This is a genomic window from Mesoterricola sp. JemC181 (assembly GCF_055384585.1).
This window is the reverse complement of sequence record NZ_AP045076.1, coordinates 1,778,788-1,800,197: the sequence shown is the minus strand read 5'-3', so window position 1 is coordinate 1,800,197 and position 21,410 is coordinate 1,778,788. Positions and strand designations below refer to the sequence as shown.

Sequence of the window (21,410 nt, the reverse complement as noted above, 5' to 3'; positions counted from 1 at the left end):
ATGGAACGGATTCGTTCAGGTACTACGCAACCTGCCGCGGTGCGCTTATCCGTGGGATTAATATTTCCATATTTTGCAAAGTATGGAATCATGTGCCCATGCCCGCCCCCGACCCCACCCTCCACCTCGTCACCCGCCAGCTGAAGGCCATGGCCCACCCGGGCCGGCTTTCGGTGGTCCGCGCCGTCGTGCAGGGTCCCGTCGAGGGCACACCCGCCGGCGAGATCCAGTCCCGCCTGGGCATGCCCGCTTCGACCCTGAGCCATCACCTCGCCGATCTCACGGAGGCGGGGCTGCTGGCCGCCAGCCGCCAGGGCACGACCATCCGCTATGCCGCCCGGTTCGACCAGCTCCGGGCCCTCACCGAGTATCTCTGGCAGGACTGCTGCGGCGGCGGCTGCCGGGATGCCAACTGCCTGTAGATCAGGAGCGGCCATGGAACCCACGACGCACCCCACCCACCTCAAAGTCCAGGACGCCTATGGCAAGATCGCCCGCATCGGCGGCGGCTGCTGCGGCCCCGCGTCCTCCTGCTGCGGCGGCGGCCGGGCCGAGTCGGTCGCCCAGGGCGTCGGCTATTCGGACGCGGAACTGGCGACGCTCCCCGAGGGGGCCAACCTCGGGCTCTCCTGCGGCAACCCCACGGCCCTGGCGGACCTGAAGCCCGGCGAAGTGGTGCTGGACCTGGGCAGCGGCGCGGGGCTGGACGTGTTCCTGGCGGCGCAGCGCGTGGGTCCCGGAGGGCGGGCCATCGGGGTGGACATGACCCGCGACATGCTCGCCAAGGCCCGCGGGAACGCCGCCGAGTTCCGGCGCCGGACGGGGCTGGACAACGTGACCTTCCACGAAGGGCAGATCGAGGCGATCCCCCTTCCGGACGCCACGGTGGACGTCGTGCTCTCCAACTGCGTGCTGAACCTGAGCCCGGACCAGGCGCAGGTCTGGAAGGAGATCGCCCGGGTGCTCAAGCCGGGGGGGCGGGTCTCCATTTCCGATATCGTCCTGCTCCGGCCCCTGCCCGAAGCCATCGCGGAGGACGTGCGCGCCCTGGTGGGCTGCATCGCCGGGGCGGCCCTGATCGACGACCTGCGGCGCATGGTCCGGGCCTCGGGGCTCGTGGACCTGACCCTCACGGAAAAGGAAGGCTCCATCGACGCCATGCTCCCCGAGGGGGATCCGCTGGCGGATCACCTGCTGAGCCAGCTGCCCGCGGGGACCCGGCCCTCCGACTACGTCACCAGCCTGATCATCGCCGCCCGCAAACCCTTCTGAACGGAGACGCCATGGACACCCCCAAGCGCCTGTCCTTCCTGGACCGCTACCTCACCCTCTGGATCTTCCTGGCCATGGGGCTGGGCGTGCTGCTCGGCTTCGCGGCGCCCGGCTTCAACCGGGCCATCAACGCCTGGAACGCAGGCACCACCAGCGTGCCCCTGGCGGCCGGCCTCATCGTGATGATGTATCCGCCGCTGGCCAAGGTGAAGTACGAGGAGCTGCACCTGGTCTTCCGGAACAGGCGCGTGCTGGGGCTGTCGCTGCTCCAGAACTGGGTCATCGGGCCGCTGCTCATGTTCGGGCTGGCGGTGCTCTTCCTGCGGGACCGGCCGGAATACATGCTGGGGCTGATCCTCATCGGGCTGGCCCGCTGCATCGCCATGGTCATCGTGTGGAACGACCTCGCCAAGGGGGACACGGAGTACTGCGCGGGGCTGGTGGCCTTCAACTCGATCTTCCAGGTGCTTTTCTTCAGCGTGTACGCGTGGTTCTTCGCCACGGTCCTGCCGGGCTGGCTGGGCCTCCAGGGGGCGGTGGTGAACATCACCATCGGGCAGATCGCCCAGAGCGTCTTCATCTACCTGGGCATCCCCTTCCTGGCCGGGTTCCTGACCCGCTTCGTGCTGGGCAGGATCAAGGGGCTGGACTGGTACCACCGGGTGTTCGTGCCCCGGATCAGCCCCCTCACGCTCATCGCGCTTCTCTTCACGATCGTCGTCATGTTCAGCCTCAAGGGCGACACCATCGTCAAGCTGCCCTTTGACGTCCTCCGCATCGCGCTGCCCCTGCTGATCTACTTCGTCGTGATGTTCATGGTGAGCTTCTGGCTGTCGAAGAAGGCCGGGGCCTCCTATCCCCAGAGCGCCACCCTGAGCTTCACCGCGGCATCCAACAACTTCGAACTGGCCATCGCCGTGGCCGTGGCCACCTTCGGCATCGCCCACGGGGCGGCCTTCGCCGCCGTCATCGGCCCGCTCGTGGAGGTGCCGGTGCTCATCAGTCTCGTGGGGGTGGCGTTCTGGCTGAAGGCCAGGTGGTACCCCGGCAGCGCGGAGACCGTCGTGGAAGCCAAGTGCTGCCCCACGGGCGGTGGGCAATGACCCGGTCGATCCTCTTCCTCTGCGTGGCCAACAGCGCGCGCTCCCAGATGGCCGAGGGCATCGCGCGCCAGCTCCTGCCCGGGGTGCGGATCCAGAGCGCCGGAAGCCGTCCCGGCCGCGTGAACCCCTATGCCATCGAGGTGCTCGCGGAGCAGGGCATCGACGCCACCGGCCACGCCTCGAAGAACGTGCAGGACATCGACCCCGCCACCGTGGACCTGGTCGTCACCCTCTGCGCCGAGGAGGTGTGCCCGCTGTTCCTGGGCAAGGCCGAGCGGCTGCACTGGCCCATCCCCGACCCCGCCAGCGACGATCCGGCCCTGACCCCCGACGACCTGCGGACCCGGTTCCGGGCGGGGCGGGACGAGCTCCGTTCCCGGCTGGAGCGCCTGAAGGCCGAGCGGTTCCAGCAGCCATGACCCTCACCCGCCTCATCCCCACCCCCACCACGGGCCGCTACCTGCTCGAACCCGCCGTGCAGGCCGGCGCCCCGTTCCTCGTGGGTTTCCACGGCTACGCCCAGCGGGCGGAGGACCTCCTGGCCGACCTGCGGCGCATTCCCGGGGCCTCCCGCTGGAACCTGGTGTCCGTCCAGGCCCTCCACCGCTTCTACAGCCCGAAGACCCGGGACGTGGTGGGTTCGTGGATGACCAGCCTGGACCGGGACCAGGCCGTGGAGGACAACGTGGTCTACGTGCGGCGGGTCGTCGCCGAGCTGGGGGGCGGCGGGCTCGTCTTCGCGGGCTTCTCCCAGGGGGCCGCCATGGCCTGGCGCGCCGCGGCCCGGTGCGGGCCCTGCGACGGGCTCATCATCCTCGGCGGGGACCTGCCGCCGGACGTGGCGGGGGCCCCTGCCCTGGCCCTGCCGCCGGTGCTCCTGGGGCGGGGCGAGGAGGATGCCTTCTACCCCGCCGCCCAGATGGAAAGGGACGTGGCCGCGCTCGAGGACCTGGGCGCCCATCCGGAGGTCCTCCGGTTCCCGGGCGGCCATGAATGGGGTCCCGGTTTTCTCGAGGCGGCCGGCCGGTTCCTGGAGCGGGTTCGAGGCTGACCCCGGCCCTCTTTCATAAGGGGTTTGCCCTCAGGCCCCGGTGCCGGTCCGCCCAGAAGGCCCACAGTGGAAGCAGCCATGAAAGCAGCCCGACAATTCCGATGGCCGTCGGGCTGGGTGGCGGCGGGGAGAAGGGGCCGGAGGCCCAGATGACGATGATCAGCGCGAGAAGGGAGACGAAGGCCCAGGTTCCCTGCCCGTCCTTCGCGGTGGTCCTGCGCAGATAGACGAGGATGCCCCCCAGGACCAGGAGCCCTTCGACCAGGAACGTGGCGGGCAGGGAATTCCAGAGCGACAGGCCGACCTTGACCGGGAGTCCGGGCGCCAGCGGAAGATCCGGGCGGTGGACGACGGCATCGAGGAGCCAGTGGCTGAGCACCAGGCCCGACAACCCGAGGAAGTCGCCCAGGCGGTCCAGGCGCCCCCTGAGCGCGACGAGGGCGAAGGCGACCGCCCACGCCAGCACGGCAAGGAGGCTGTGGCTCCATGGGTAGTGCACGAAGGCCAGGGGTGCGAAGGCGGTATCCCCCGGTCGGATCTGGACCGATTCCAGGCCCGTGAGGAGCAGGACGGGCCACACGAGGTCGAGCCAGAAGGCGGCCGCGAACAGCAGCCCCAGGGACTGCCTGGGCATCAGGGGCCTTACGGCGAGGGCAAGGCCAGCATGACCGGCGAACATGGGGATCGACCTCCACGAAGGATGGGATTCAGGTGGACTGCCAGGGGCGGAAGAACAGGACGACCTCCCAGCCGTCCGGATCCGGGACCACCCGCGCCTTTCCCAGCCAGTAGGGGTTCTCCGGCGCAACCTCCGGCCAGCCCAGACCCCTGAGCCGGGCCGCCGCCGCCTCCGCCGCATCCTGGCCGGGGTAGTAGCATACGAGCAGGTTCTCCCGGGAAGGCGCCGGCCCGGGGCTTCCCCGGAGGTGATGGGTGAACTCGAGATGCCAGGACGCGCCTGGGAAACCGACCATGAGTCCGTCGTAGCCGCCATGGTCCTGGAACGATCCGAGGACGGCCATGCCCAGGCCCTGGACATAGAAGCGTTCGATTTCGGCCATCCGGTCGGTGGGACGGGCGAAACGAACCTGAACCGGCGCCAGCGCATTCCTGTCCATGGTCCCTCCCGGCAGGTGCCCGATTTTACCATCCGGCCCTTGGGATCATCCCATTCCGGCTGGCGGCCGGCAGGAGGGTTCAGCCCTTGGGCTCGCCTTCCCCGGGCTTGGGCGCCCGGTAGGGCCGGGAACGCCCGGTGGCGGGGGCCGGAACGCGCTCCGAGGCCGCCCGGGCGATGGACGCGTCCCGCACGCGGGGCTCGCCCTTTTCCGTGCGGACGGGCCGGGTGGTGTCCCTGGGTTCCGCGGAAGCGGGCAGGCCCAGGGAGGCCAGGAGGAGGGGCAGAAGGAATGGGGTCAGTCGCATGATCGCCTCCTAGTTCACTTGGATGGTGTGGGTGGTTCCGGCCGTGACGGTGAAGCCCTTGTAGTCCGTCGTGGCCGCGGTGGTGAAGACCACCCGCAGGTCGTACACGTCCGGGGCGACGCCCGTGAGGGTCAGGCTCTGGCCGGGGGAGAGGGGCAGATCCGCCTGGTTGGGCCCCCAGGTGCTGGAGTTCGCCGGGGTGAGGTAGATGCCCGTGATGGTCAGGCCGGTGTTGTTGAACACGGCCACGGCGCCGTTGCCGCTGTTCTGCATGCCCAGGGTGGTGGTCTCCCCGTCATGGATCCGGACGTCGTAGACGGTGTCCGTGCTGCCGTCGTTGAAACGCGCGCGGACATCGTAGGAACCCGGGTACAGGCGGGTCAGGGTGATGGAGTCGGCCGGCTGCAGGGGATAGGGGGCGAGCTGGTCGGTCCCCCAGGTGGAACTGGTGCTGGGAGTCACGTAGAGCTGGCTCATGGTCACCGCGCCGTCATTGAAGACCCTCAGGCTGCCCTCGAGGGGCCGGTGCCGCCCGCCGCAGGCGAGAGCCAGGGCTGCCAGGAGGGCGCCGGCCAGGATCCACCATTTCGAATGGAATTTCATGAAACACCTCCAGAGCGAGCGGATTTAAGCGCGAAAGAACGGGAACCTGTCTTGAATTTCACATTCTACTTCAGAACCGCAGCTGCGGCTTCGTAGTTCGGCTCCTTCGTGATCTCGGGAACCAGTTCGGCGTGGAGCACCTGCCCCTGCCCGTCCAGTACAACGACCGCACGCGCAAGCAGGCCGTGCATGGGACCGTCCACCAGGGCGATGCCGTACGCCTCCCCGAAGGCCGGATTCCGGAAGCACGAGGCGGGCACCAGGTTCGTCAGTCCCTCCGCCGTGCAGAAGCGTCCGGAGGCAAAAGGCAGGTCCATGGACACGCAGAGCACGGAAGTATCGGGAAGCGTCCCGGCCAGGGCGTTGAACTTCCTCAGGCTCGTGGCGCAGACGGGCGTGTCCAGGCTGGGGAAGATGTTCAGCACCACCCTGCGGCCCGCGAAGTCGCCGAGCGCCGTTTCCGCCAGGTCGGTCCGCACCAGGGTGAAGGGCGGAGCGGCCGACCCCTCCTTGGGCAGGTCCCCGGACGTGTGGATGGGATTTCCTTTGAGGGTTATCTGGGCCATGACCGCTCCTTGGGCACCCGTTTCCAGGGCAAGTTTCGATCCAGATCGCAAGGGGGAGCCGGGCCAGGGTCTTCCGCCTTTCCGAGCCGTTCGGACGGGTGGGAACGGGCGATCAGGTTGAAGTGCGGATCGTTCATTTTGATGGGCGCCCACCGGGGCCAGGAGGCGGAGGCTTGCCCGGCCATGGAAAAGGGGATGGCACGAAGCATGCTCCGGGTTCCCCGCCCCACCTCGGCGAGGATCCCCCATGAAAATCGATACGTCCCCCTACCGCGTCGCCGAGGGCAGGCCCCTCGATCTTGGGCAGCACCCCACCCGGGTGCATCCCCTCTTCACCTCCAAGGGCCAGTACCAGGACGTCCTCGCGGACCACACCGCGAAGCTGGGGGAACTGCAGGGCCTGCTCTACGCCTCCGGCAGCCATTCCGTCCTGCTGGTCCTCCAGGCCATGGACGCCGCGGGCAAGGACGGGATCATCAAGCACGTGATGTCCGGCCTCAACCCCCAGGGCTGCGAGGTGTTCAGCTTCAAGCAGCCCAGCGCGGAGGAGCTCAGGCACGACTTTCTCTGGCGCACGACCTGCCGCTTGCCTGAGCGCGGACGCATCGGCATCTTCAACCGGTCCTATTACGAGGAGGTCATCGTCGTCCGGGTCCACCCGGAGCTCCTGGCCGCCCAGGGGCTCCCTGGGCGCGCGGTGGAGGAGGAAACCTTCTGGACCGACCGCTTCCGCTCCATCCGGGAGCTGGAGGCCCACCTCCACCGCAACGCCACCTGCATCATCAAGGTCTTCCTGCACCTTTCCAAGGACGAGCAGCGCAAGCGCCTTCTCGAGCGCATCGACGAGCCCGGGAAGAACTGGAAATTCAGCTCGGCGGATGTGGCGGAGCGGGCCCGATGGCACGACTATGGGCAGGCGTACGAAGCGTGCCTCGCGGCGACCAGCACGGCCGCGGCTCCCTGGCATGTGGTGCCCGCCGATGACAAGAAGAATGCCCGCCTCATCGTCTCGCAGATCCTCCTGGACACCCTCGGCCGGCTGGGTCTGGCCTATCCGGACGTGGACAAGGAGCGCCGGCAGGAGATGAAGACCATCCGCCACGAACTTTGACCGCCCCTGGAGGTGCGCCCATGACCCGACCCGTCCCGCTCCACGAACCCGAACTCGCCAGGGCCCTGGCCAAGCTGCCCGGGTGGCGGCTCGAGGCAGGCAAGCTGCACCGGGACTACCAGTTCGCCGACTTCGTGGCCGCCTTCGGCTTCATGGCCGGGGCCGCCCTGGTGGCCCAGGGCATGGATCACCACCCCGAATGGTCCAACGTCTGGAACCGGGTCCGCATCGACCTCACGACCCATGATGCCGGCGGCATCACCGCCCTGGATGTGAAGCTGGCCGAGGCCATGGAGGAACTGGCCGGCAGGCAGCCAGGCACATGAACCCCATCGAGCGGAGCACCCAGGTAGGCGGAGGCAAGGAACGGAACATGGGGACCAACCCGGCGGGACAGCGCCCGAGCCGGATGGAGCGCCCTGTCTTTGAGGAGACGAAGGAACAACCGAAGGACACGGATCCCACGTGAGCGGCCGCGGGGGGGGGGCTGTCGCCGGCGTCAGCGGGTGAGGGCGCCGGGTTTCAGGCCGTCCAGGGTTGCCACGATGGGGGCTTCCGCCGCGGTCTTCCAGGGGAGCAGGGGCCACCAGCGCTCCTGGCTCCAGGGGGCGCCGGGCTCGACGCCCTGCCCGGGCTTGGGCACCACCACGGCGGCGCCGCGGATCCGGGCCGCGGCGAGCACCCGCTCCACCGGCTCGGTCCACCCGTGGGCGGCGAGGTCGAACAGGCCCCAGTGGATGGGCAGCAGCACCCGGCCCTGGACGAGTTCGTGCGCCTTCACGGCCTGCTCGGGGCCCAGGTGCCAGTCGGGCCAGGCCTCGCCGTAGGCGCCGGCCTCGATGAGGGTGAGGTCGAAGGGGCCCAGGCGCGAACCGATATCGGCCATGCCGGGGAAGAGGCCCGTGTCGCCCGAGAAGTAGACCCGGTGGGAGGCGCCGCGGAAGGCGTAGCCCGCCCAGAGGGTGCGGTCCTTGTCGAAGGGGGTCCGGCCGGAGGCGTGGCGCGCCGGGGTGCAGGTGATCTCCAGGGAGCCGGCGGTAGCGCTTTCCCACCAGTCCAGCTCCGTGATCCGCGCTTTGGGGATCCCCCAGCCCTCCAGCCTCGCCCCCACGCCCAGAGGCACCACGAAGCGCACGTCCCAGTCCCGCATGGCGCGGAGGGTGGGGCGGTCCAGGTGGTCGTAGTGGTCGTGGGAGATGACCACCACGTGGGGCTTCGGCAGGTCCCCGAGGGGGATCACCGGGGCGTACCACCGCTTGGGCCCGGCCCAGGAGAGGGGGGAGGCCCGGGGTCCCCACACGGGGTCGGTGAGGACGCGGGTGCCGTCGATGTCGAGGTACACCATGGAGTGGCCCAGCCAGGTGGCCCGGAGCCCGCTGGCGGGGGGCGTCTCCAGGGCGGGCCGCACCACGGGGAGCTCCCCGCTGCGCGGCGCCGCATGGGGGTTCCGGCGCAGGATGCTGCCGATGGCGCCGGTGAAATCGTTCCAGAGGGGCTGGGGGTTGTGGAACGTCCCGTCCCTCCATTGGGGTGAGTGCTGCATGCGCTGGCTCCGCGGGGGGGTGGTGGAGGCGACGGCCCAGAAGACGCCCGTCAGGAGGGCGGCTGCGAGGGCAAGAAGGATTCGGCGGCTCATGGATCCAAAGCTTGACACTTTGACGTTTTTTGTCAACTGTCTTTCCAACGCGGCACTGGGTTAAACTTTCCCGGTAGGAGCCGGGTCTCAAGTCCATTAGGGGAATCCATGCGCGCGATCACGAAGGTTGTCCTTCCCATCTGCACGGCCCTGGCCTGCCTTCTGGGCTGCGGCGGAAGCAGCACCTCCCCCGCGCCCACGGGCACCCTCGCCATCACCCTGAGTTCGGACAGCCTTCCGGGCTTCTCCCAGGTGGTCGTCAGCCTCGAGACCATCGAAGGCACCATGGACGGCAGCAAGTGGTTCACCCTGGGCCAGCCCAAGGGCACGGTCGACCTCATGGCCCTGCAGAACGGCCACGGGGTGGTGGTCCTGCCCGCGTCGAAGGTCTACTCGGGGACCTACACCCAGTTCCGCCTCACCTGGAGCGCCACGAACTACCAGTCCGCCATCAACCTCCCGGCCTACGTCGTCCCCGAGGGGGGTTCGGGCCAGGTGCTCACCATGCCGACGACCACGCTCGTCAAGGGCAGCGTCAGCGTCCCCACCAACGGCGCGGGCCAGGCCCTGTTCATGTTCAACGGCGACCAGGGCGTCGTCTCGGCGCCCACCTCCACCACGCCCTACCGCTTCAACGCCACGGGCCAGGCCTTCGATCCCTCCAACTGCGGCCGGATCCTGGGCACGCTCTCGGGGCCCGCCGCCAAGCTCGCCGGCGTCGAGGTGTACGCCCAGACCCTGGACGGCCTGGGCACCGCCACCCTCGTGCGCCGCGCCGTATCGGACGCCTCCGGGAACTACGAACTGGACGGCCTTCCGTCGGGGAGCATCTACTTCGTGGCCGCCCAGCCCGCCAACTGCCTCGCCCAGGCCACGTCCGCGGGCACCCTGGCCGCGGGCGCCTCCCTCACCGCCAACCTCACCTTCGCCGCGCCGGTGACCTCGGGCACCCTGACGCTGGCGCTCACGCCCAAGTCGTCCTCCACCCAGGGCACCTGGGGCGAGCTGCGCCAGTCCCTGGCCGCGGGCGGCGTCAGCCCGAACCTCATCGTCCGCTCCCGTCCCGCCGTCATCGGCAGCGCGCAGGACACGGCCACGTTCCTGTCCGTGGCGCCGGGCACCTACGGCGTCACCGCCCAGCGCAGCACCTCGGGGGCCGCCCCGGTGATCCTCCCCGGGTCCCAGCAGGCCGTGACCGCGGGGGGAACCACCACCGTGACGCTGACCTTCCCCTAGAGTCCTGGACGGACACGGCGTTTCGAACCAGCATAGGGAATGCGGACGAACGACCAGGAAGCTGAGGCGGCCCTCCCCCGGGATCTCTCCCTGGTGCAGGCGGTCGCCCTGAACATGATCGACATGGTGGGCATCGGGCCCTTCGTGGTGCTGCCCCTGGTCATCGGCATCATGGGCGGGCCGCAGCATGTCCTGGCCTGGGTGGCGGGGGCCTTCCTGGCGCTGATCGACGGGCTCATCTGGGCCGAATTCGGGGCGGCCATGCCCCGGGCGGGAGGGAGCTACGTGTTCCTCCGGGAGTCCTACGGGCCGCGCTGGGGCAAGCTGGTGTCGTTCCTCTTCATCTGGCAGACCATGATCCAGGCGCCCCTGGTGGTGGCCTCGGGGGCCATCGGGTTCGCCCAGTACCTGTCGTTCCTGCTGCCGCTCACCGCCGCCTCCCGGCGGGTCGCGTCGGGGACCCTGGTCGTCGCCCTGACCTTCATCCTGTACCGGAAGATCGCCACCCTGGGCCGGATCACCGTCGCCCTGTGGATCGGGGTCCTGGGCACCCTGGCCTGGTTCATCATCGGCGGGCTCTCGCACTTCGACGCCAGGCTCGCCTTCAGCTACCCCCCGGGCGCCTGGGACCTCACCTGGGCCTTCTGGGTGGCCCTGGGCCACGCCACGGTGAAGACCACCTACTCCTACCTCGGCTACTACAACGTGAGCCACCTGGGCGGCGAGATCCGCGACCCGGAGAAGAACATCCCCAGGGCGATCCTCATCTCCATCCTGGGCATCGCCGCCATCTACCTCGCCATGCAGTACGCCGTGATCGGCGTGATCCCCTGGCGGGAGGCGGCGGTGTCCCCCTTCATCGTCAGCACCCTCATCCAGCGGCTCTACGGGCCCGTGGCGGCCAACGCCGCCACCGTGCTCGTGCTGTGGATCGCGTTCGCGTCGCTCTTCGCGGTGATGCTCGGGTATTCGCGGATCCCCTACGCCGCGGCCCTGGACGGGAACTTCTTCAAGGTGATGGGCCGGCTTCACCCGACCAAGGGCTTCCCCCACGTCGCCCTGCTGTGGCTGGGGGCCACCTCCTTCGTCTTCAGCCTGCTGTTCACCCTGAGCCAGGTGATCAACGCGATCCTGGCCATGCGGATCCTGGTGCAGTTCATCGGGGGCGCGGTCGGGGTGATGCTGCTCCGGAACCGCCTGGGCAAGGCCCACCTGCCCTTCCGCATGTGGCTCTACCCCATGCCCGCGCTGGTGGCCATCGTGCTCTGGGCCTCGATCCTGGCTTCCACGGGCTGGCGGTTCGCCCTGGCGGGCCTGGGGATGACCCTGCTGGGCGTGGCCGTGTTCGGGGTGGTCTACGGCTTCCCCCGGCGCACGGGCCCGTAGGTGCCGGAAGTGCGGGTGCGAACGAGGCCGGACCGCGCGCCCCGTTTCACGGCTATGCTTGGGGTTCATCTTTCCAACGTGTGGAGCCCCCCGTGGACGACCTGGATTCTGCGCTATTCGACCCCCTGGTGGGCCACCCGGACTTCCTCCAGCTTCAGCGGGAACGCCCGGCCGTGAATCCCATGAAGATCCTGGGCCTCCACGACGACGAAGCCAGCCATTCCAGGCTCCTGGCCCGGATCCTGTCGCACGGGGGTCCCTTGGCGTTCGGCCAGGCGATCTGGCCTGCCCTCCTGCCCTCCCTCCCGGCCGGCCCCCTCGGCGCCGACCTGCACGAAGCCCGGTTCAAGGGGCGCGCGGAGTACCGGGACATCGACGTCCTGCTCCTGGACGAGGAGCGCAAGCTCCTCATCGCCATCCAGACCAACATCTGGGCCCGGGAACGGCCCGGCCAGATCTCCGACGACCAGAAGGTCCTCGAGGAACGCTTTCCCCAGTGGCGCGGTCTGTTCATCTTCCTCACCCCGGGCGGCCGCCTGCCCAGGACGCACAACCCCGAGTCCCGGTTCCCCTGCCTTCCGTTGGCCTGGGCCGCGATCCGCGAAGCCGTCGCACCCCTGCGGGAACAGGACGAATCGGGAATCCTGAGACTGCTGGCCGCAAACATCAAGGAGAATTTCATGAACGGTGAAGAGCAGAACGCCCGGGCGCGGGCCCTGTGGGCCAACCCTGACGTCGCCAGGGCCCTGGACGTGCTCATGAAGAACCGCCCCAACCTGGGCGAGATCGGGGCCCGCCTCGTGGAGGGCGTCAACCGGTTCACCGGGAAGAACCTGACGCATACGGTCTACCCGTCCCGGGGCGAGATCGTGGAGATCAAGATCTTCGACACCGCGTGGGAGGAGCTGGGCCTGCCGGTCACGTACCTGTTCCACCACTACAAGGGCTCCATGCCCGCCGCCCGGATCTTCATCGAGGCCGAGTCCCGCAAGGAATTCAAGTCGCAGCTGGCGACCATCGCCCTGCTGGGGAAGGGGGTCATCGATCCGGACTACACGCCCATCGGGGACTGGAAGCAGTGGTGCCGGGTCTTCGACGAGGAGGAATACCCCGAGCGGCACGGCATCACCGAGCTGGCCTTCGACGAGAGCACGGTTCAGGCGCTGCTGAAGAAGTTCCAGGTCCAGTACATCAAGCTGGACAACATCATGGGCAAGTACAAGTCCCTGCTCCGCTAGAGCCTCTCCGCCAGCCCCGACTCCCGCACCGACGGATTCCCCGCCGCGAACGGCACCCGCTCCTTCTCGGCCAGCAGCACGACCCCCTTGCTCGCCCGCGTCAGCCCGGTGTACAGCAGCTCCCGCGTCAGCGCCCGGTGGTTGGTCTTCGGCAGCACGATGGCGATGCGCTTGTACTCCGATCCCTGCGATTTGTGCACCGTCATGGCGAACGCGTGCTCCAGCTGGTGCCTGAGCGGGTCCAGCGGGAAGGGCACGAAGCCGCCGGGCCTCGGGAAGACGGCGGCCTGGCGCAGGACGCCGTCGAACAGGACCTTCAGCACCAGCCCCTGGTCGCCGTTGTAGATGCCGCGCCGGTAGTCGTTGGCGGTCATCATCACGGGCTCGCCGGCGCAGAAGGGCACGGGATTGCGCAGGCCTTCGCCCGTCAGGGCCAGCATGCGTTTGTGGAAGTGCCTGTTGAGGTCCTGGACGCCGCGCAGGCCGGGGGCCTCCCGCAGGGCGCAGAGGATGCGGAACTGGTTGAAGTGGTGGAAGAGGGCGGCCAGGGGAACGAGGTCGGCCGCGGACCAGGCGCCGCCGGTGAAGGTGTAGGTGCGGGTGACCTTGGGGAGGAAGCCTTCGAGGCTGGTCACTTCCTTGTGGAGCCAGCGTTCCAGGAAGGCCTCCATGACGCCGGGGGCGGGGTCCAGGAGCTCGACCTGCCGGAAGGTGAGGTCGTCCACGGTGGCGCGGACGTGGATGGGTTCCGCGGCTTCCCACAGGTCGGTCTGGGTGCGGATGGCGGCGGCCACGGACAGGATGTTGCGGCCTTCGGGGTCGCCGGCGTCCATGCGGTAGCTGGTGCGCAGGGTCACGCACTGGGGCGCCAGGCTCTTGACCATGTCGCTGAAGGCGCAGCCTTCCTCGACGCTGGGGAGCTGGTCGGCGTCGCCCAGGAGGACGAGACGGGCGCCGGGGGCCAGGGCGCCCAGGAGGCGGCACAGGTGCTCCTGGCTGATCATGGAGGCTTCGTCGGCGATGACGATGCGGGCGGAGAGGGGGTTGCCGGGGCCGTGGCGGAAGCGCTCCTCGGCGGGGTGCCAGGCCAGGAGGCGATGGAGGGTGGCGGGGTCCAGGGCGGCCTTCTGGAGCTCGCGGTCGATGGCCTCGGGGTTCTCCAGCTGGGCCAGGGATTCCATGATGGATTCCCCCATGCGCTGCGCGGCCTTGCCGGTGGGGGCGGCCAGGGCGATGTCCTCCAGCCGGATGCCGGGCTGGCGCAGGAGGGCGCGGAGGATGGTGACGACGATGGAGGTCTTGCCGGTGCCGGGGCCGCCGGTGATGAGGGTGAGGCCGCCCCGCAGGGCCATGGCCACGGCCTGGCGCTGCTCGGGGTTCAGGGCGCGGCCGGAGCGCAGGTGGAAGATGGCTTCGGGGGGGTCCACGACGGGGGCGGCGGTCACCGTCTTCAGGGCGCCGGCCAGCGCGGCCAGGTCCAGCTCGTGGCCCAGGAGGCGCTGGGAGTAGAGCCAGCCGTGCTCCAGGATCAGGGGTTTGGCCTCCCCGGGGTCCCCGGCCAGGGACGGGGCCGACCTGCGCAGGAAGGCTTCCAGGTCGAAGGACTCCAGGTTGAAGGCCTGGAACAGGAGGTCGGTGGGGCCGCCGGGCTCGGGGACCAGGGGCATGCGGGTGTGGCCCTGGGCCTGGGCGGACAGGAGGGCCAGGACTATGGCGAACAGGCGCTTGCGCCGGTCGGCGTCCAGGCCGGGGGCGAGGCCGCTCAGCTCCCACGCGAAGATGAGCGCGGAGGGTTCCTGGTTCAGGGTCTTCAGGTGCTCGACCACGCGCCGGGGGAAGGACGCCCGGTCCCGGTGGAGGTCGAGGGTCTGCAGGAAGTCATCGGTCACGGGGCTCGCCTCCGGCGTGGGGGGGGACCATCTGGTCGACGGGGAGGGCCTTGAGCTCGGCCTCCCAGGCCTGGAGTTCGGCCCAGGACGGACGGCAGGTCCAGAGGCCGCCCTCGGGGAGGCCGCGCAGGAACACGTACACCACGCCGCCGAAGGCGTCGTATTGCGCCTCGTCCGTGATGCCCAGGAAGCGGCAGGCGGTGCTGGCGTAGATCTGCACCTGCAGCCAGTAGTGGTCCCGGACGGTCTGGTCCAGGGACGCGGGGTCGTAGCCGGGCAGGCGGTTGGTCTTCCAGTCCAGCACATAGGCCTTTCCCCCGGTCCGGAAGAGCACGTCCATGGAGCCGTGCAGGAAATCCGGACGATCGGCGTAGGGCGTGAGGAAGTCCAGCTCCCGGAGCAGCTCGTCGGCCTCGTGGAGCACGGCGGTGCCGCCGTCGGGCAGCGGACAGGGCATCGTCATGGCGTGGTGGATCCAGCGCAGGGCCTCCCTGCGGCCCTCCTCGGGGAGCCACGCGGCGGCCAGGGCCTTGGTGGACGGCAGCGCGAGCCACGTGTCCGGGTCCACGCCGGCGAAGGAGGCCAGGTCCACGTGCTCCAGCGCGGCGTGGACCTTCGTGCCGAGCTTCTTGCCGCCGCGGGGGCCGTCGGCGGGCGTGAACTCCTTCACCTCCTCCAGGTGGGCCCCTTCCCCCCAGCCGGGCTTGAGGCCCTTCTGGAGGCTGGAATAGCTGAACATCCACAGGGGGCGCCCGAGTTTGCGCAGGGACGGGAAGGCGGGCAAGTCCAGGGGTGCGGGGAGCTCCAGGGTCCAGGGGCCGGGGTTGGGGGTCCGGGTGGGCGGGACCGCCACGCTGGCCGGAAGGCGCTCGAAGTCCTCGCGGGGCGCCGGGCCCAGCAGGGTCTTCAGGCGGCGGTTCACGTTGCGGTAGAGGCCCTTCTTCGGGTCGCCGGCGGGGTCGAAGCTGCCGCCGGGGGCGGGAGGCTCGTCTCCCGGCACGTAGCAGGGGAGGATGAGCTGGGCCTCGGCCCGGGTGAGGGCCACGTAGGCCAGGCGCTCGCCCTCCTCGGACTCCTCCGTCTCGATGAGGGCCTGGACGGCGGCGGTGGCGGCCTTGGTGGAGCCCACCCAGGCGTGGCGCTCCCCGTGGAGGTGGTAGCGGTGGAGGTTGGCCTTGGTGCTGCCCTGGGACAGGCCGCCGAACAGGACCACCACGGGGGCCTGGAGGCCCTTGGCCTTGTGCATGGTGAGCACCTGCACGGCGCCGCCGTCGCGCTCCAGGCGCTGGGTCTCCCCCTCCTCGACCGCCGGGCGGTCCTCGCCGTCGATCCAGCGCTGCACCTGCACGGCCAGGCCCGCCAGGGTGCAGTGGCCGCCCAGGGCCTGCTGCTGGAGGAGCTCCAGGATGTGCAGGAGGTTGGTGAGGGCGCGCTGGCTCTCGTCCAGGAAGAGGAGCCGCTGGCTCAGGCCGCTTTCGGACACCACGCGGTTGAACATTTCGCCATAACGGCCGCGGGCGGCCAGCTCCCGCCAGGCGAAGAGCCGGGTGAGGATGGGGTGGCCTTCCGGCAGGTTGCGGGCCTTCTCCGCCTCCGCGAAGTTCAGCCCGAAGAAGGGCCCCAGCAGGACCTTGGCGCGGCGGCACTCGTCGAAGGGCGCTTCGATGGCCAGCATCAGGTCGCGGCAGGCTTCGGCCTCGGGACCGTCGAAGAGCCCGTCCTGGCGGTAGAGCGCGGCGGGGATGCCCCGGGCGCGCAGGGCGTCGGCCATGATCCGGCCCTCGCCGAGGGTGCGGGTCAGCACGTAGACATCCCCCGGCCCCAGCGGCTCGCCGTTGAACCGGCCCTCCCCGAGGGTCGCCTCCAGGGCCCGGGCCAGGGCCGCCGCGGCCTGGAGCTTGGTGGTGCGGGCGTCGGCCACCTTCACGTCCACCACCTTGATGGACGGGGCCCCGGTCAGGGCCAGCGCGGGCTTGCCGCAGTCCACGGGGTGCTCGTAGTGGCCCTCGTTGCCGCCGGTGAAGAAGGGGACGCCCCCGGTATTCCGGAAGATGGCGTTGTAGCCGCCGATGACGCCCCCGGTGGAGCGGTAGTTGGTGGCCAGGTGCAGGACCTGGGCGCCCTTTCGCCCGAGCTCGGCCAGGGCCTCCACGTAGGTGGGCAGGTCCCCGCCCCGGAAGCCGTAGATGGCCTGCTTGGGATCCCCCACGAGGAAGAGGCGGTGCCCGGGCGACGCCAGGAAGACGCGGCTGAAGATCTTCCACTGCCGGGCGTCGGTGTCCTGGAACTCGTCGATGAGGGCGATGTGGAAGCGCTCCCGCAGGCGGCCAGCGAGGGCCTCCCCCTGGGGGCCTTCCAGGGCGCCGGCCACCTGGCTGATCATGTCGTCGAAGTCGAACAGCCCCTCCTCGGCCTTGAAGCGGCGGAGCTCGGCGCGCAGGGGAGGCAGGAAGGCGGCGACCAGGATCGCCTTGAAGTTGGCCAGCTCGCGCACCGCCCGGGCCAGGTCGGCGGCCTCGCCGTCGAGGCCGTCCACGGAGAAGGGACCCAGCTTGTCCAGGAGCTGGACCTTGATCCAGTCTGCGTCCAGCCAGAACTCCTCGGGAGTGCCCTGCAGGAACAGCTCCAGGCGCGGGAGGATCAGGTTCAGGCGGTTCTTGATGGCGGTGGCGCCTTCGGGGAAGCCGAACGGTTTGGGGTCGGCCAGGAACGCCTGGGCCAGGGCCACTGGGAAGGCGCTCAGGAAACTGCGGGCGTCCGCGAATGCGGGCAGGTCGAGCTGGTCCTCCCTGAGGGCCTCCTTGAGCAGGTCCCGCAGGTCCGCGGGGGTGCCCAGGAACCGCAGGGCGACCCGGAGGAGGTTCGCCTGCCGGGTGGCGAAGTCCGTGCGCAGCATGGTCGTGAAGGCCCGGTCGTAGGCCTCGTCGCTGGCGATGGTCTCCTGCTGGAAGAGCTGGCCGCCTTCGAAGGCGCTGTCCTTGAGGACCTGCTGGCAGAAGCCGTGGATGGTGGAGATGGTCGCCCGGTCGAAGGCCATGAGGGCGGCAACGAGGCGGGCCTTCAGCTCCGGCGTGAGTTCGCAGGGGACTTCGCCCGGCTGGACCTGGTCCGTGTCCAGGGCCACCAGCCCGGCCAGCTTGTCGCGCACCCGGGCCTTCAGCTCCAGGGTGGCCTTCTTCGTGAAGGTCACCACCAGGATGTTCTCCAGGGCGGTGCCCTCCAGGATGAGCTGGACGATGAGGTGTTCCAGGGTGTAGGTCTTGCCGGTGCCGGCGCTGGCCTCGATGGCGCAGGAGCCTGCGATGCCTTCCAGAAGGGCGGGTTTGCCGAACGTGACCATCAGGCCCCCTCCCCTGCCACACCGCACACGAGGTCCAGGTAGTCCTTGAGCCGGAGGTCCATGATGGCCTTGGGATCGGCGGGCGGGGGGTAGCTGGCGGGATCGGGGACGGGCCCGCGCACGGTGCTGAACGGCGTCACCACAGGGCCGTTGAGGCTCTCGTCCACGAAGGCCAGGATGCTTTCCCGGCTGAGCTTCTCCGGCCACCCCTTGAGGACCGCCTCGATGGGCAGGAGCACCGCGTGGTCGCCGTCGAGGAGGTCCTCCAGCCAGGCCCGCAGGCGTTCCCGGGCCTGCTCCGGCGCCAGGGCCGGAAAGCGGAAGGTGAATTCCTGCTGGCCGCTCACCGCGGCCTCGTAGACGAACCGCGCCAGGTGCTCCCCGTGGGACGCATCGACGCAGGCCAGCAAGTGGTGGTCCACGAAGGCGGCCAGGGCCTTCTTCTGGACCTTGCCCAGGGCGGACGCGGAGGGGCGCTTGCCGGTCTCCAGGAAGAGGGAGCCCCCGAACTGCACCCGCAGGTCGCCGCCCAGCTCCACGGTGCGCTCCTCGCCGGCGACCCGCACGGTCAGGGTCAGGGGCGGCAGGGCGTGATCGATGGCCTCGGCGCCGGACCGGTTGCCGCCCAGGCGCCAAGTTTCGGGACGGCCGGGGGTGTTCCGGAGGTAGGTGACCCAGTTCCGGATGACCTGCAGGTTGGCGCCCCGCTCCGCCTCGGAGAACACCCCGAAGGGCGCGGCGCCTTCGGACTGGAGGCGCTTGAGGCAGCGGTCGTAGACCGCCTCGGCCGGCTCGAGGCCGGTCAGGGCCGCCAGGGCGACCTCGCGCTGCAGGGCCCAGGACTCCAGGAAGTCGCTCTGGAAGGGTTCGTTCTCCACCGCTGCCCGATCCGCCATGTCCCGCTTGCGCAGGCCCAGGCGCACGGCGGCGGCGCCCGTGAGGGGGCACTCCAGGAAGGTGCGGAGGTCGGAGAGGCTGAGCTTGATGACCTCCCTGGCGCCGGAGGCCTCGGGCACCCCGGGGGTGTCCAGGGCCGCGCGCAGGGTGCCGGCGGCATCCTGCCGCAGGTCGCCCACGCGCGGGGGCATGACCACGCCCTGGGCCCTGGCCTGGTTGCCCAGCCACAGGGCCCGGGCCTCCTTCTCGGCGGCTTCCGAGCAGGTGCGCAGCCGCCCGCCGCCCGGGAACCAGCCGGGGAAATAGGCCGCGTCGAAGCGCCGCAGGGGATGGGTCTCCAGGAAGGGGTCCCGCTTTTTCGCGGGCGCCCATTCCGGCGCGAGGTAGGCGGCCAGCAGCTGGCGGAACTCCTTGTGGAGGCCCGAAGGCTCGAAGGGCTCGCCGCTGAGCTCGTCCAGGGCCACGTAGCTGAGCACCAGGTGGTCCCGGGCGGACAGGAGCATCTCCAGGAACAGGTACTTCTCCTTCTCCGTCTGGCTCACGTCGCCGGGACGGCGGCCCTCGGCGCGCAGGTCGAGGGCGTTCCTCGGGTTGCGGGTGGGGAAGCTGCCCTCGCCGTTGCCCATGAGGAAGATGGCCCGGAAGGGGATGGCGCGCATGGCGGCGTACGAGGTCACCACGACCCCCCGTGCCAGGTTCGCGGGCTGCTCGTCCTTGAGGCGCTCCAGGGCCTCCAGGGCCAGGTGGCGGGCGGCGATGAAGTCCATGCGGGGCAGCGCCAGGGCCGGGGGCAGGCGTTCGAACATCCGGTCCAGGTAGCCCTTGATGCGGTCCAGGGCCTTGAGCACCGCCTCGGCCTCGTCGCCCTCGTCCACGGAGAGCCACTTCTCCAGGTAGTCGAACAGGCGGCGGGGCCAGGCCCCGGGCTCGGCGGCCAGGCCGGCCAGGTCCCGGGCGTCCCCGCAGAGGCCGCGGACCTCGGCGATGAAGACCGTGGCCGGGCCCTCGTCCCGCGCCCCGTTCACGCGATAGGTGTCGTCCCCCGACCGGAAGTCCGCGCCTTCGGTCATGAAGGCGCCCAGCACCAGGCGCTTGAGGCCCTGGTCCCAGTTCAGGGCGTCCTCGGCCAGGTACGTGCCCGCCCAGTCCGCGCGGTCGGCGCCCCGGACGATGCCGAACTCCTCGCTCCACCGCTCCCAGGCGCCGGTGTCCAGGTCGCCGGAGCGGCGGCGCAGGGCGGGGTGCAGGAGGACGCGCAGGACGGCGGCACGGGTGAGGCCGGAGGTGGGCAGGGCCAGCAGCAGCTCCACGGCCTCCAGGGTCTCCCGCAGGATGGGGAAGGCGCCGGTGCCCTGCACCATGGGGATCTGGCGGGCGTCGTGGAAGGCGGCCTGGAGGTGGGCGTAATAGGTCTCCTGGTCGCCGGGCGGCACCACCACGGCGATCTCGGAGAAATGCAGCGGGCGGTCCGTCTGGGCGTGCAGCTCCAGCAGGCGCCAGATTTCCGAGGCCACGACCTCGGCTTCGCGCCTGGGGCTGGGGCAGGCGAGGCAGCGCACGCTGTCGTCCGGCCCCGACCCCTCGGCGGCGTCGGGCTCCTTGTAGAGCAGGATGTCCCGCTGGAGCCGGCCCAGGAGGGTCGAAGCGCCGGGCAGCTCGAAGGCGGAGGTGAAGTCGCAGTCGCTCACCTCGTTGAGCAGGCGGATCTTCTCGCGGCCCGGGCGGCCCCACAGGCGCAGGGCGAGCGGGCCGTCGACGGCAAGGCGGTAGGGATCCTCGGTGGTCGCGTCCCAGGCGCCGGCCCGGGCCGCCTCCCGCTTGGGATGGCCCGTCCACAGCCGGTTCCGGCCCGTGTCCAGGTCCTCCCAGAACTCCCCGCAGGGGTTGAGGGCGTAGAGGTGGAGGGTCGTGTCCGGCAGCGACGCGAAGGCCTGGAAGATCTGCTGGTAGGCCTGGGCCACGTGGGTCAGGCCGAAGGCGTGGATGGCCCGGGGGAGCTTCATGCCCTCGAAGCGCGATCCCCTGATGAGTTCGAGGAGCGTGAGATGGCGCGCCGGCTGGCCCGCGGTGTCCAGGACCCGCACGACTTCCAGCCAGAGGCGGGACTGCCAGGTCTCCAGGCCGGGGTCCGCGGTGACCTTGCGCCCCGCGCGCCAGGCGTCGATCCAGTCCGGCCGGCTCATCTGGTATTCCTCGAAGACCTTGGCCAGCTCGGTGGCCAGCTGAACGCGCTTGAGCTGCCCGGTCTCCGTGCCCAGGTAGTCCCGCACCGGCACCATGTCCGGCTGGGCCAGCAGCCCCCGGTCCCCCAGGATGCCGAGAAGCCCGGCCCGGATGAGGTCGAAGGCCAGCAACTTCCGGCCGTCGTCCACCAGGAGGTCCTTCCACAGCCCATCCAGATAGGTGAACTCGATGTTCGCCGCCACGCCCAGCTCCCGGGCCAGGGCCTGGCGGAGGTATTCCTTGAAATACGGGTTGGGGGCCACCAGGTGGATGGGCTCCCAGGGGCCCCGGCCCGCGGCCCGCTCGGCCCGCACCCGGGAGGCGAGGAGGTCGAGCAGGGCTTCGGTGCGGTTGGAGTAGGTCAGCTCGAGCATGGGTGTCCTGGGGGCATCTCACTAAAATACGCTGCCGCCGGGGGAGGACGATCCAAAAAG

The 21,410-nt window shown here is 70.2% G+C and carries 19 protein-coding genes; 10 read left to right on the top strand and 9 right to left on the bottom strand.

Annotated features, from left to right (window positions below; translation table 11 throughout):
• Nucleotides 1-98: 98 nt before the first annotated feature.
• From ACZ5MC_RS07860 to ACZ5MC_RS07840, 5 genes are read left to right on the top strand one after another with little or no spacing between them, the layout of a single operon-like run.
• A complete protein-coding gene (locus tag ACZ5MC_RS07860; protein WP_464517449.1) occupies nucleotides 99-422 on the top strand; it encodes an ArsR/SmtB family transcription factor in 324 nt (107 codons plus the stop codon).
• Between the two features lie 13 nt (nucleotides 423-435).
• On the top strand, nucleotides 436-1,272 hold the full coding sequence (gene arsM, locus ACZ5MC_RS07855; RefSeq protein WP_306599763.1) for an arsenite methyltransferase: 837 nt from the start codon (nucleotides 436-438) through the stop codon (nucleotides 1,270-1,272).
• Nucleotides 1,273-1,283: 11 nt separating this feature from the next.
• Complete coding sequence (gene arsB / locus ACZ5MC_RS07850; protein ID WP_306599762.1) at nucleotides 1,284-2,375, top strand: ACR3 family arsenite efflux transporter; 1,092 nt, start codon at nucleotides 1,284-1,286, stop codon at nucleotides 2,373-2,375.
• Entirely contained in the window at nucleotides 2,372-2,794 is a 423-nt protein-coding gene (locus tag ACZ5MC_RS07845) for an arsenate reductase ArsC (protein WP_464517448.1), read from the top strand. Before arsB ends, ACZ5MC_RS07845 begins: the two co-directional genes overlap by 4 nt.
• Nucleotides 2,791-3,426, top strand: coding sequence for an alpha/beta hydrolase (locus ACZ5MC_RS07840; RefSeq protein ID WP_464517447.1), 636 nt, complete (start codon nucleotides 2,791-2,793; stop codon nucleotides 3,424-3,426). Before ACZ5MC_RS07845 ends, ACZ5MC_RS07840 begins: the two co-directional genes overlap by 4 nt.
• 13 nt (nucleotides 3,427-3,439) lie before the next feature.
• On the opposite strand, the gene ACZ5MC_RS07835 is transcribed toward ACZ5MC_RS07840, so the two are convergent.
• The 5 genes from ACZ5MC_RS07835 to tpx all read right to left on the bottom strand — a co-directional run bounded on the left by ACZ5MC_RS07835 (nucleotide 3,440) and on the right by tpx (nucleotide 6,020).
• On the bottom strand, nucleotides 3,440-4,105 hold the full coding sequence (locus ACZ5MC_RS07835; protein ID WP_306599759.1) for a hypothetical protein: 666 nt from the start codon (nucleotides 4,103-4,105) through the stop codon (nucleotides 3,440-3,442).
• Nucleotides 4,106-4,133: 28 nt separating this feature from the next.
• Nucleotides 4,134-4,544 carry a VOC family protein gene (locus ACZ5MC_RS07830; RefSeq protein ID WP_464517446.1) on the bottom strand — a complete coding sequence of 137 codons (411 nt, stop codon included), beginning with the start codon at nucleotides 4,542-4,544 and terminating at the stop codon, nucleotides 4,134-4,136.
• A 79-nt stretch (nucleotides 4,545-4,623) separates the two neighbouring features.
• Nucleotides 4,624-4,851 carry a hypothetical protein gene (locus ACZ5MC_RS07825; RefSeq protein ID WP_464517445.1) on the bottom strand — a complete coding sequence of 76 codons (228 nt, stop codon included), beginning with the start codon at nucleotides 4,849-4,851 and terminating at the stop codon, nucleotides 4,624-4,626.
• A gap of 9 nt (nucleotides 4,852-4,860) precedes the next feature.
• Nucleotides 4,861-5,454, bottom strand: coding sequence for a hypothetical protein (locus tag ACZ5MC_RS07820; protein WP_306599756.1), 594 nt, complete (start codon nucleotides 5,452-5,454; stop codon nucleotides 4,861-4,863).
• A 65-nt stretch (nucleotides 5,455-5,519) separates the two neighbouring features.
• Nucleotides 5,520-6,020 carry a thiol peroxidase gene (gene tpx, locus ACZ5MC_RS07815; protein ID WP_464517444.1) on the bottom strand — a complete coding sequence of 167 codons (501 nt, stop codon included), beginning with the start codon at nucleotides 6,018-6,020 and terminating at the stop codon, nucleotides 5,520-5,522.
• Nucleotides 6,021-6,267: 247 nt separating this feature from the next.
• On the opposite strand from tpx, the gene ACZ5MC_RS07810 reads away from it, so the two are divergent.
• Both ACZ5MC_RS07810 and ACZ5MC_RS07805 read left to right on the top strand, forming a co-directional pair.
• The gene (locus ACZ5MC_RS07810; RefSeq protein WP_306599754.1) at nucleotides 6,268-7,131 is read left to right on the top strand and encodes an ADP-polyphosphate phosphotransferase; all 864 of its coding nucleotides are present in this window, start codon (nucleotides 6,268-6,270) and stop codon (nucleotides 7,129-7,131) included.
• 20 nt (nucleotides 7,132-7,151) lie between these two features.
• Nucleotides 7,152-7,457 (top strand): 4a-hydroxytetrahydrobiopterin dehydratase, encoded by a 306-nt coding sequence (locus ACZ5MC_RS07805; RefSeq protein WP_306599753.1) that lies wholly within the window; start codon nucleotides 7,152-7,154, stop codon nucleotides 7,455-7,457.
• A 173-nt stretch (nucleotides 7,458-7,630) separates the two neighbouring features.
• Here ACZ5MC_RS07805 and ACZ5MC_RS07800 read toward each other — a convergent pair whose 3' ends face one another.
• Entirely contained in the window at nucleotides 7,631-8,767 is a 1,137-nt protein-coding gene (locus tag ACZ5MC_RS07800) for an MBL fold metallo-hydrolase (protein WP_464517443.1), read from the bottom strand.
• 108 nt (nucleotides 8,768-8,875) lie between these two features.
• Here ACZ5MC_RS07800 and ACZ5MC_RS07795 point away from each other — a divergent pair, with 108 nt between their 5' ends.
• The 3 genes from ACZ5MC_RS07795 to ACZ5MC_RS07785 all read left to right on the top strand — a co-directional run bounded on the left by ACZ5MC_RS07795 (nucleotide 8,876) and on the right by ACZ5MC_RS07785 (nucleotide 12,627).
• Nucleotides 8,876-10,003 (top strand): DUF4382 domain-containing protein, encoded by a 1,128-nt coding sequence (locus ACZ5MC_RS07795; RefSeq protein WP_464517442.1) that lies wholly within the window; start codon nucleotides 8,876-8,878, stop codon nucleotides 10,001-10,003.
• Between the two features lie 39 nt (nucleotides 10,004-10,042).
• Nucleotides 10,043-11,389, top strand: coding sequence for an APC family permease (locus tag ACZ5MC_RS07790; RefSeq protein ID WP_464517441.1), 1,347 nt, complete (start codon nucleotides 10,043-10,045; stop codon nucleotides 11,387-11,389).
• A 92-nt stretch (nucleotides 11,390-11,481) separates the two neighbouring features.
• Complete coding sequence (locus ACZ5MC_RS07785; protein ID WP_464517440.1) at nucleotides 11,482-12,627, top strand: PDDEXK-like family protein; 1,146 nt, start codon at nucleotides 11,482-11,484, stop codon at nucleotides 12,625-12,627.
• On the opposite strand, the gene recD is transcribed toward ACZ5MC_RS07785, so the two are convergent.
• From recD to ACZ5MC_RS07770, 3 genes are read right to left on the bottom strand one after another with little or no spacing between them, the layout of a single operon-like run.
• On the bottom strand, nucleotides 12,624-14,516 hold the full coding sequence (recD, locus tag ACZ5MC_RS07780; RefSeq protein ID WP_464517439.1) for an exodeoxyribonuclease V subunit alpha: 1,893 nt from the start codon (nucleotides 14,514-14,516) through the stop codon (nucleotides 12,624-12,626). The two genes, ACZ5MC_RS07785 and recD, sit on opposite strands and share 4 nt — an antisense overlap.
• On the bottom strand, nucleotides 14,506-17,856 hold the full coding sequence (locus ACZ5MC_RS07775) for a UvrD-helicase domain-containing protein (RefSeq protein WP_464517438.1): 3,351 nt from the start codon (nucleotides 17,854-17,856) through the stop codon (nucleotides 14,506-14,508). The genes recD and ACZ5MC_RS07775 overlap by 11 nt, the downstream gene beginning before the upstream one ends.
• Nucleotides 17,856-21,350 carry an exodeoxyribonuclease V subunit gamma gene (locus ACZ5MC_RS07770; protein WP_464517437.1) on the bottom strand — a complete coding sequence of 1,165 codons (3,495 nt, stop codon included), beginning with the start codon at nucleotides 21,348-21,350 and terminating at the stop codon, nucleotides 17,856-17,858. The genes ACZ5MC_RS07775 and ACZ5MC_RS07770 overlap by 1 nt, the downstream gene beginning before the upstream one ends.
• Nucleotides 21,351-21,410 lie beyond the last annotated feature (60 nt).

Coding starts and splice junctions, on each gene's coding strand:
- ACZ5MC_RS07860 (WP_464517449.1), top strand. CDS start 99: ATGCCCGCCCCCGACCCCACCCTCCACCTCGTCACCCGCCAGCTGAAG.
- arsB (WP_306599762.1), top strand. CDS start 1,284: ATGGACACCCCCAAGCGCCTGTCCTTCCTGGACCGCTACCTCACCCTC.
- ACZ5MC_RS07820 (WP_306599756.1), bottom strand. CDS start 5,454: ATGAAATTCCATTCGAAATGGTGGATCCTGGCCGGCGCCCTCCTGGCA.
- ACZ5MC_RS07835 (WP_306599759.1), bottom strand. CDS start 4,105: ATGTTCGCCGGTCATGCTGGCCTTGCCCTCGCCGTAAGGCCCCTGATG.
- tpx (WP_464517444.1), bottom strand. CDS start 6,020: ATGGCCCAGATAACCCTCAAAGGAAATCCCATCCACACGTCCGGGGAC.
- ACZ5MC_RS07830 (WP_464517446.1), bottom strand. CDS start 4,544: ATGGACAGGAATGCGCTGGCGCCGGTTCAGGTTCGTTTCGCCCGTCCC.
- ACZ5MC_RS07795 (WP_464517442.1), top strand. CDS start 8,876: ATGCGCGCGATCACGAAGGTTGTCCTTCCCATCTGCACGGCCCTGGCC.
- ACZ5MC_RS07805 (WP_306599753.1), top strand. CDS start 7,152: ATGACCCGACCCGTCCCGCTCCACGAACCCGAACTCGCCAGGGCCCTG.
- ACZ5MC_RS07825 (WP_464517445.1), bottom strand. CDS start 4,851: ATGCGACTGACCCCATTCCTTCTGCCCCTCCTCCTGGCCTCCCTGGGC.
- ACZ5MC_RS07775 (WP_464517438.1), bottom strand. CDS start 17,856: ATGGTCACGTTCGGCAAACCCGCCCTTCTGGAAGGCATCGCAGGCTCC.
- ACZ5MC_RS07800 (WP_464517443.1), bottom strand. CDS start 8,767: ATGAGCCGCCGAATCCTTCTTGCCCTCGCAGCCGCCCTCCTGACGGGC.
- ACZ5MC_RS07845 (WP_464517448.1), top strand. CDS start 2,372: ATGACCCGGTCGATCCTCTTCCTCTGCGTGGCCAACAGCGCGCGCTCC.
- ACZ5MC_RS07810 (WP_306599754.1), top strand. CDS start 6,268: ATGAAAATCGATACGTCCCCCTACCGCGTCGCCGAGGGCAGGCCCCTC.
- ACZ5MC_RS07790 (WP_464517441.1), top strand. CDS start 10,043: ATGCGGACGAACGACCAGGAAGCTGAGGCGGCCCTCCCCCGGGATCTC.
- ACZ5MC_RS07770 (WP_464517437.1), bottom strand. CDS start 21,350: ATGCTCGAGCTGACCTACTCCAACCGCACCGAAGCCCTGCTCGACCTC.
- ACZ5MC_RS07840 (WP_464517447.1), top strand. CDS start 2,791: ATGACCCTCACCCGCCTCATCCCCACCCCCACCACGGGCCGCTACCTG.
- arsM (WP_306599763.1), top strand. CDS start 436: ATGGAACCCACGACGCACCCCACCCACCTCAAAGTCCAGGACGCCTAT.